Below are 7,207 nucleotides of genomic sequence, written 5' to 3'. Positions count from 1 at the left end.
CGCGCTGCGACCGCTTCCTGGAGCGGCTTGCCGACTGGGCGGAATCCGGCGCCTGAGCGTTCGCGTCGAACTCCATGACCCGGAGCGCGCACCATCGATCATGAGAAGGTCAGAGCCCCTTTTGGATGAAAAAACGGGGCTCCGTTGCCGCGGCAGTGAATCCGGGTTAACGCGGTGATGGCTGGAGGATTGTCTCGAGATATTGGTTGTTTCTTGCGGCGCGTTTTCGGCGCAGTTTGATTGATCGATCGTCCTCGCCCCAATCGGCGATGTCCTCGAAGTCGTCGCCCGCTGCGATCGTGCTGCAGACGACCAGTAGCAGGACCTCCGGCAATGGATGCGCCACCCGCCAAGGCTCACGGTCGTCCTCGATCAGCGCGAAATGGTCCAGAAGCAGGCGCGGCTTGTCGTCAGTCTCCAGCATGGCAGTGGTCTCCGCATCACCGCCGCCGACAAAATCAGAACCCGCGCAATCCCGAAACCGCCGTTAACCCGAGTTCAGGGCCATGGCGTATTGGCCTGAAGGTTTGATCCCAGCCATGAATTGACGTAACTCTTGCTCGCGTTCTTCTTTGCGGCATCAGGTCGTCCACCATCGCACGACACGCATGTAGCTTTTCCGGCGGTCGCTCGCTTGAGTGAGGCGCCTTGCGAGAGACACCCTTGTCCTTCACGCTGCGCCAGTTGAGATATTTCGTCGCCGTCGCTGAACAGGGTTCGGTGTCGCGCGCCGCGCAGGCCCTGTCGATCTCGCAGTCCGCCGTCACAGAGGCGGTCAAGGAACTGGAAGGCGATCTCGGCGTCGAGCTATTCGAGCGCCATTCGCGCGGCCTGACCATCACCCACAAGGGACATCAGTTCCTGCGTCACGCGACCAAGATCCTGGCCGACGTGTCGGATGCCAGGCGCACCTTCTCCTCCGACCCCGAAGTGATGACCGGCCGGCTGCAACTCGGCGTCACCTCGCTGGTCGCCGGCTATGTTCTGTCGGACTTGCTCGCCCGCTATCGCCGGGCCTGGCCACAGGTGGACGTATCCGCTATCGAAGACAGCGGCGACTATCTGGAACATCTCCTGGTCGGCGGTGAATTGGACGTTGCGGTCATGGTGACATCGAACCTGCGCGACCGCATGGCGCTGCAGGCGGAAATCCTGGAGGTGTCGTCCTACAGGTTGTGGCTGCCGCTCGGACACCGGCTGGCCGGCGCCGATATCATCGCGCTGGACGACATCGCCAGCGAACCCCTGATCATGCTGACGATCGACGAGATCGAGGAGAACACCGGCACGATCCTGACGGCGCTCGGCACCCGTCCCCATATCGCCTTTCGCACACGGTCGGTGGAGGCCGTGCGCAGCCTGGTGGCGACCGGGGCCGGCATCGCACTTCTGCCGGATCTCGTCTACAGGCCCTGGTCGCTCGAAGGCGACCGCATTGAATCGCGCGATATTTCCGGCGCGCTTCCTGTGGTGCAGGTCGGCATGGTCTGGCGCCGCGGATCGGGCCTCTCGCAGACGGCGCGCGATTTCATCGGCATCGCCCAGAGTCAGCGCATCGCGCGGCAGCGGCAGAACTGATATCGGAAATTCCGATATCGACTATCTGACAATTGAATTTGCGAACGCCAGAATTTGCGATCAATGTGCTCTGCGGGAACATCTTGCCGCCGGAAGAGCGGCCTTTCCATTGGGAGAACATTATGAAGAGCCTGAAATCCTGCACTGCCATTGCGCTTGCCCTGTCCTTTGGCGGACAGGCCGTGGCCGCCGAAATGCTGAACGAGATCGGGCCGGGCGAGGGCGAGGTCAGCATCGTTGCCTGGCCGGGCTATATCGAGCGTGGCGAAACCGATCCGAAATTCGACTGGGTGACCAAGTTCGAGGAAGCCACAGGCTGCAAGGTCAACATTAAGACCGCCAACACCTCCGACGAGATGGTGGCGCTGATGAACGAAGGCGGCTTCGACCTCGTCACGGCCTCTGGCGACGCCTCCTTGCGGCTTGTCGCGGGCAAGCGCGTCCAGCCGGTCAATGTCGACCTGATCGAGAGCTGGGAAACGGTGGACGACCGGCTCAAGAACGCGCCATGGCATACGGTTGATGGCGTACACTACGGCGTCCCCTACATGTGGGGACCGAACATCCTGATGTACAGCACCGAGGCATTCAAGGAAGCGCCAACTTCATGGAAGGTGGTGTTCGAGGAGATGACGCTCGACGACGGCAAGTCCAACAAGGGCCGCGTGCAGGCCTATGACGGGCCGATCCATATTGCCGATGCCGCCCTCTACCTCATGCACAACAAGCCCGAGCTCGGCATCAAGAGCCCCTATGAGCTCAATCAGGAGCAGTATGATGCGGCGCTCGAACTGCTGCGCCAGCAGCGTCAACTGGTCGGCCGCTACTGGCACGACGCCTTCATTCAGATTGACGACTTCAAGAATGAGGGCGTGGTCGCCTCCGGCTCCTGGCCCTTCCAGGTCAATCTGCTGAAGGCCGACAGCGAGCCGGTGGCGTCCGTCATCCCCGTGGAGGGTGCGACGGGCTGGGCCGACACGACCATGATGCATGTCGACGCGGCTCATCCCAATTGCGCCTATATGTGGATGGAGCATACGCTGTCCTCCAACCTGCAGAGCGATCTGTCGGTCTGGTTCGGCGCCAACCCTTCCGTACCGGCGGCCTGTACAGACGGGCGCGGCATGCAGACGGCCGAAGGCTGCACCGCCAACGGCATGGACGATTTCGAGAAGATCCGCTTCTGGACGACGCCGGTCTCGCAGTGCGAGAGCCAGGGTGAATGCGTGCCCTATTATCGTTGGGTGTCGGACTATATCGGCGTCATCGGCGGACGGTGAGCACGCGCCGGGCACCAGGTGCGCATTGTCGTTTCCTCGGCGCTCCCGTCAGGGCGCCACGGCCGGCTTTCCTTCCGAATGGAAGCACGCCGGCCGTGAAGACGGCTGATCGCGGATATTACCGACAGTTGAGATCATGACTCCAGCAGTCTCATTCCAAGCCATTTCTCGCCATTTCGGTCGTGTGAAGGCCGTCGACCGCGTCGATCTCGATATCGCGCGCGGCGAGTTCTTTGCCATGCTCGGTCCCTCGGGGTCCGGCAAAACGACGTGCCTGCGTCTGATCGCCGGTTTCGAGCAGCCGACGGCCGGCCATATCGAGATCTTCGGCGAAACGGCGGAAGGCGTCCCGCCCTACAGACGCAACGTCAACACAGTCTTCCAGGACTATGCGCTGTTTCCGCATCTCAACGTTGCCGACAATGTCGCCTACGGACTGATGGTGCGCGGCGTCGGGCGCAGGCAGCGCATGCAGCGGGCGGCCGAGGCGCTCGACCTGGTCCAACTCGCCGGATATGGCGAACGCCGCCCCGGTCAGCTTTCCGGCGGCCAGCGCCAGCGTGTCGCCCTTGCTCGCGCGCTCATCAACGAACCCAAGGTGCTGCTTCTCGACGAACCCCTGGGCGCGCTCGACCTGAAACTGCGCGAGCAGATGCAGGAAGAGCTCAAGGCCCTGCAGAAGAAGCTCGGCATTACCTTCGTTTTCGTGACTCACGACCAGGGCGAGGCCCTGTCCATGGCCGACAGGGTGGCCGTATTCAATGAAGGCCGCGTGATGCAGGTTGGTACGCCGCAAGAGATCTACCAGCGTCCAGTATCGCGTTTCGTGGCGGATTTCGTCGGCTCCTCCAATGTCGTGCCGCCCGATTTCGTCGAGCGTGTCTGCGGCAAGAGGGCCTGGGGCAGCCTGCGGCCCGAAGCGATCAGGATCGACCCGCCGGAACGCGGAACGGGCGTCAATGCGCAGGTCCTTTCCAGCAGCTATCTGGGTGCGGCGACGCGGCTCACGCTCGATGCCGAGGGATTGCGGCTGCAGGCCACCGTTCCCTCCGGCACGACGGTGCCGCAGGTGGGCGAGGCAGTCGCTCTCGGCTTCGACCCGGACGCCCTTCACATCATGGAAGGCGAGGCATGAACGCGGCCACCATGCTCGACACCACGCCGGCGCCCGCCATCCTGGCGGGGCGCGGCGGCCTGTTCGGACGCCTGTCAGACCTGTTCTGGCGCAGGCCGCGCTTCCTGCTTCTCCTGCTGCTGGCTCCGCCGCTCCTGTGGCTCGGCATCGTCTATCTGGGATCGCTGTTCGCGCTGCTGCTGCAGAGCTTTTTCTCCATCGACGAGTTTTCCGGCCTTATTCGATACGAGCCGACGCTGAAGACCTATGGCGAACTGCTTCAGCCGGCCAATCTCGACATCATCCTGCGTTCGATCGTCATGGCGGCGCTGGTGACCCTCGCCTCCGGCGTTGTCGCCTTTCCGATCGCCTATTACGCGGCGCGCTACGCGCGCGGCAAATGGAAGGCGCTGTTCTATCTCGGCGTGATGCTGCCCTTGTGGTCGAGCTATCTGGTCAAGGTCTATGCCTGGAAGCTCATACTGGCCAAGGAAGGCATTTTGAACTGGCTGTTCGCCGAATTGCACCTGACCTGGCTGCTCGATGCCTGGCTGTCATTGCCGATCGTCGGGGGCAATTCGCTTTCCTTCTCCTATACGGGCACCTTCATCGTCTTCCTCTATGCCTGGATGCCATTCATGATCCTGCCGACCCAGGCCGCGCTCGAACGCGTTCCGGCGAACCTTTTGGAGGCATCGGCGGATCTCGGCGCCACGCCCGGCCAGACCTTCCGCAACGTGCTGTTTCCGCTGGCCGTGCCGGGATTGGTGGCAGGCTCCATCTTCACCTTCTCGCTGACCCTGGGGGACTACATCATCCCGCAGATCATCGGCACGTCGCGACTGTTTTTGGGCCAGGCCGTCTATGCGCACCAGGGCACGGCCGGCAACATCCCGTTGGCCGCGGCCTTCACCGTGGTGCCGATCGTGGTCATGGGCCTGTATCTGTGGATGGCCAAGCGGATGGGGGCCTTCGATGCGCTCTGACCGCAGCAGTTCCGCCCCCATGGGCCTGAAGCTGGCGGCGGCGGCGGGCCTCGCCTTCCTGCACCTGCCGATCCTGCTGATCTTCGTCTACGCCTTCACCACCGAGGACAAGAGCTATCAATGGCCGCCGCCCGGCCTGACCCTGCAATGGTTCGCCGTGACCTGGAACCGCCCGGACGTCTGGGCCGCGCTCGGCCTGTCGCTCAAGGTGGCCACCATCTCGACGGCGATCGCACTCCTGCTCGGCACACTCTGCGCCGCAGCCGTCAGCCAGTCGCGGTTCTTCGGCCGCGAGACCATTTCCCTTCTGGTCATCCTGCCGATCGCGTTGCCCGGCATCATCACCGGCATCGCCTTGCGCTCGGCATTCAGCATTGCCGACATTCCCTTTTCAACCTGGACGATCGTTCTGGGGCACGCGACCTTCTGCGTCGTCGTGGTCTACAACAACGCGGTCGCCCGCCTTCGCCGCACGGCCGGCTCGATGATCGAGGCGTCGATGGACCTGGGCGCCGACAGTTTCCAGACCTTTCGCCACGTGATCCTGCCCAACATCGCAACGGCGCTGCTGGCCGGCGGCATGCTCGCCTTCGCGCTTTCCTTCGACGAGGTGATCGTGACGACCTTCACCGCCGGCCAGCAGCAGACCCTTCCGATCTGGATGCTGGAAGAACTGGTCCGTCCGCGCCAGCGGCCGGTGACCAATGTGGTGGCGATGGTGGTGGTGCTGGTCACCTTCCTGCCCATCCTTGCCGCCTTCTACCTGACACGCGACGGCGACCAGATCGCCGGCGCCGGCAAATAGCGCCTTCAAGGAGGATATCATGGACACGCAAATGCTCATCGGGTCGAAATTCGAGCAGGGAACCGAAACCGAGGAGCCGATCCTCGACCCCAAGACCGGCAAGACGATCCTCGATCTTCCCGAGGCCAGCCAGAGCCAGATCGATGCGGCCGTCGCGGCGGCCGAGAAGGCATTTGCGAGCTGGTCGCGCACGACGCCGGGCGAGCGTGCCGGCTATCTGCTGAAGATCGCCGATCGCATCGAGGCGGAGGCGGAAGGTTTCGCCCAACTCGAAGCGCTCAATTGCGGCAAGCCGATCAACGCCGTGCGCAATGACGAAATTCCGGCGATCGTCGACTGTTACCGCTTCTTTGCCGGTGCGGTGCGCACCCTGCCGGGCACCGTTGCCGGCGAATACATGGTCGGCCATACATCGATGATCCGCCGCGACCCGATCGGCGTGGTGGCCTCCATCGCGCCGTGGAACTACCCGCTGATGATGATGGCCTGGAAACTCGCGCCGGCCATCGGTGGCGGCAACACGGTCGTATTCAAACCGTCGGAGCAGACGCCGCTGACGGCGCTGAAGCTGGCGAAGATCCTGGCCGACGTCCTTCCCGAAGGTGTGGTCAACATCGTTCTCGGGCGCGGCGAGAGCGTCGGCAACGCGCTGATCAACCACCCCAGGGTGCGCATGATCTCGATCACCGGAGATGTCGCGACGGGCAAGAAGGTGCTGCAGGCGGCGGCCAAGTCGGTCAAGCGCACGCATCTCGAACTCGGCGGCAAGGCGCCGGTCGTCGTCTTCGACGACGCCGATCTGGGCGCGGTGGTCGAGGGGCTGCGCGCCTTCGGCTACTACAATGCAGGCCAGGACTGCACGGCCGCCTGCCGGATCTATGCCGGCGCCAAGATCTACGACAAGCTGGTCGCCGAACTCACGTCAGCCGTCTCCTCCATCAAATATGCCCAGACCGACGACACGCTGAACGAGATAGGTCCACTGATCTCGCAGCGCCAGCGCGACCGTGTCGCCTCCTTCGTCGAGCGCGCCAGCGAACTCAAGCATATCGAGATTACCACAGGCGGGCGACCGGGCGATGGCGGCGGCTTTTTCTACCAGCCGACCGTGGTTGCCGGGGCCTTGCAGGACGACGAGATCGTCCAGCGCGAGGTGTTCGGACCGGTCGTTTCGGTCACCCGCTTCTCGGAGGTCGATCAGGCCGTCGATTGGGCCAATGATTCAGACTACGGACTGGCCTCGTCGGTGTGGACGAAGGATGTCGGCCGGGCGATGGCGACGGCAGCGCGGCTGCAATATGGCTGCACATGGATCAACACCCATTTCATGCTGGTCAACGAAATGCCGCATGGCGGGGTCAAACAATCCGGTTACGGCAAGGACATGTCGCTCTATGCGCTCGAGGACTACACTGCCGTTCGCCATGTCATGATCGCTCATTGA

The 7,207-nt window shown here is 63.3% G+C and carries 6 protein-coding genes and 1 pseudogene; 6 read left to right on the top strand and 1 reads right to left on the bottom strand.

The window, feature by feature from the left end:
• Nucleotides 1-253: 253 nt before the first annotated feature.
• Nucleotides 254-424 (bottom strand): annotated as a pseudogene (locus tag GM909_RS24900) (transposase family protein); the annotation flags it as partial.
• 239 nt (nucleotides 425-663) lie between these two features.
• Here GM909_RS24900 and GM909_RS24895 point away from each other — a divergent pair.
• The 6 genes from GM909_RS24895 (at nucleotide 664) to GM909_RS24870 (ending at nucleotide 7,207) form a co-directional block, all read left to right on the top strand.
• On the top strand, nucleotides 664-1,578 hold the full coding sequence (locus GM909_RS24895) for a LysR family transcriptional regulator (protein ID WP_157020234.1): 915 nt from the start codon (nucleotides 664-666) through the stop codon (nucleotides 1,576-1,578).
• Between the two features lie 122 nt (nucleotides 1,579-1,700).
• Complete coding sequence (locus GM909_RS24890; protein WP_407941361.1) at nucleotides 1,701-2,858, top strand: ABC transporter substrate-binding protein; 1,158 nt, start codon at nucleotides 1,701-1,703, stop codon at nucleotides 2,856-2,858.
• Nucleotides 2,859-2,994: 136 nt separating this feature from the next.
• The gene (locus tag GM909_RS24885; RefSeq protein WP_157020230.1) at nucleotides 2,995-3,993 is read left to right on the top strand and encodes an ABC transporter ATP-binding protein; all 999 of its coding nucleotides are present in this window, start codon (nucleotides 2,995-2,997) and stop codon (nucleotides 3,991-3,993) included.
• A complete protein-coding gene (locus GM909_RS24880) occupies nucleotides 3,990-4,958 on the top strand; it encodes an ABC transporter permease (RefSeq protein WP_157020229.1) in 969 nt (322 codons plus the stop codon). Before GM909_RS24885 ends, GM909_RS24880 begins: the two co-directional genes overlap by 4 nt.
• Nucleotides 4,948-5,763 carry an ABC transporter permease gene (locus GM909_RS24875; RefSeq protein ID WP_157020228.1) on the top strand — a complete coding sequence of 272 codons (816 nt, stop codon included), beginning with the start codon at nucleotides 4,948-4,950 and terminating at the stop codon, nucleotides 5,761-5,763. The genes GM909_RS24880 and GM909_RS24875 overlap by 11 nt, the downstream gene beginning before the upstream one ends.
• Before the next feature lie 19 nt (nucleotides 5,764-5,782).
• Nucleotides 5,783-7,207, top strand: coding sequence for a gamma-aminobutyraldehyde dehydrogenase (locus GM909_RS24870; RefSeq protein WP_157020227.1), 1,425 nt, complete (start codon nucleotides 5,783-5,785; stop codon nucleotides 7,205-7,207).

The organism is Mesorhizobium xinjiangense, from assembly GCF_009749525.1.
GTDB lineage: Bacteria > Pseudomonadota > Alphaproteobacteria > Rhizobiales > Rhizobiaceae > Mangrovimarina > Mangrovimarina xinjiangensis.
Note: the sequence above shows the minus strand (reverse complement) of the source record. Positions and strands in the feature narration are given on the sequence as shown.

Excerpts from the sequence above, each read along its gene's own strand:
- GM909_RS24870 (WP_157020227.1), top strand. The coding sequence starts at position 5,783 with ATGGACACGCAAATGCTCATCGGGTCGAAATTCGAGCAGGGAACCGAA.
- GM909_RS24890 (WP_407941361.1), top strand. The coding sequence starts at position 1,701 with ATGAAGAGCCTGAAATCCTGCACTGCCATTGCGCTTGCCCTGTCCTTT.
- GM909_RS24880 (WP_157020229.1), top strand. The coding sequence starts at position 3,990 with ATGAACGCGGCCACCATGCTCGACACCACGCCGGCGCCCGCCATCCTG.
- GM909_RS24885 (WP_157020230.1), top strand. The coding sequence starts at position 2,995 with ATGACTCCAGCAGTCTCATTCCAAGCCATTTCTCGCCATTTCGGTCGT.
- GM909_RS24875 (WP_157020228.1), top strand. The coding sequence starts at position 4,948 with ATGCGCTCTGACCGCAGCAGTTCCGCCCCCATGGGCCTGAAGCTGGCG.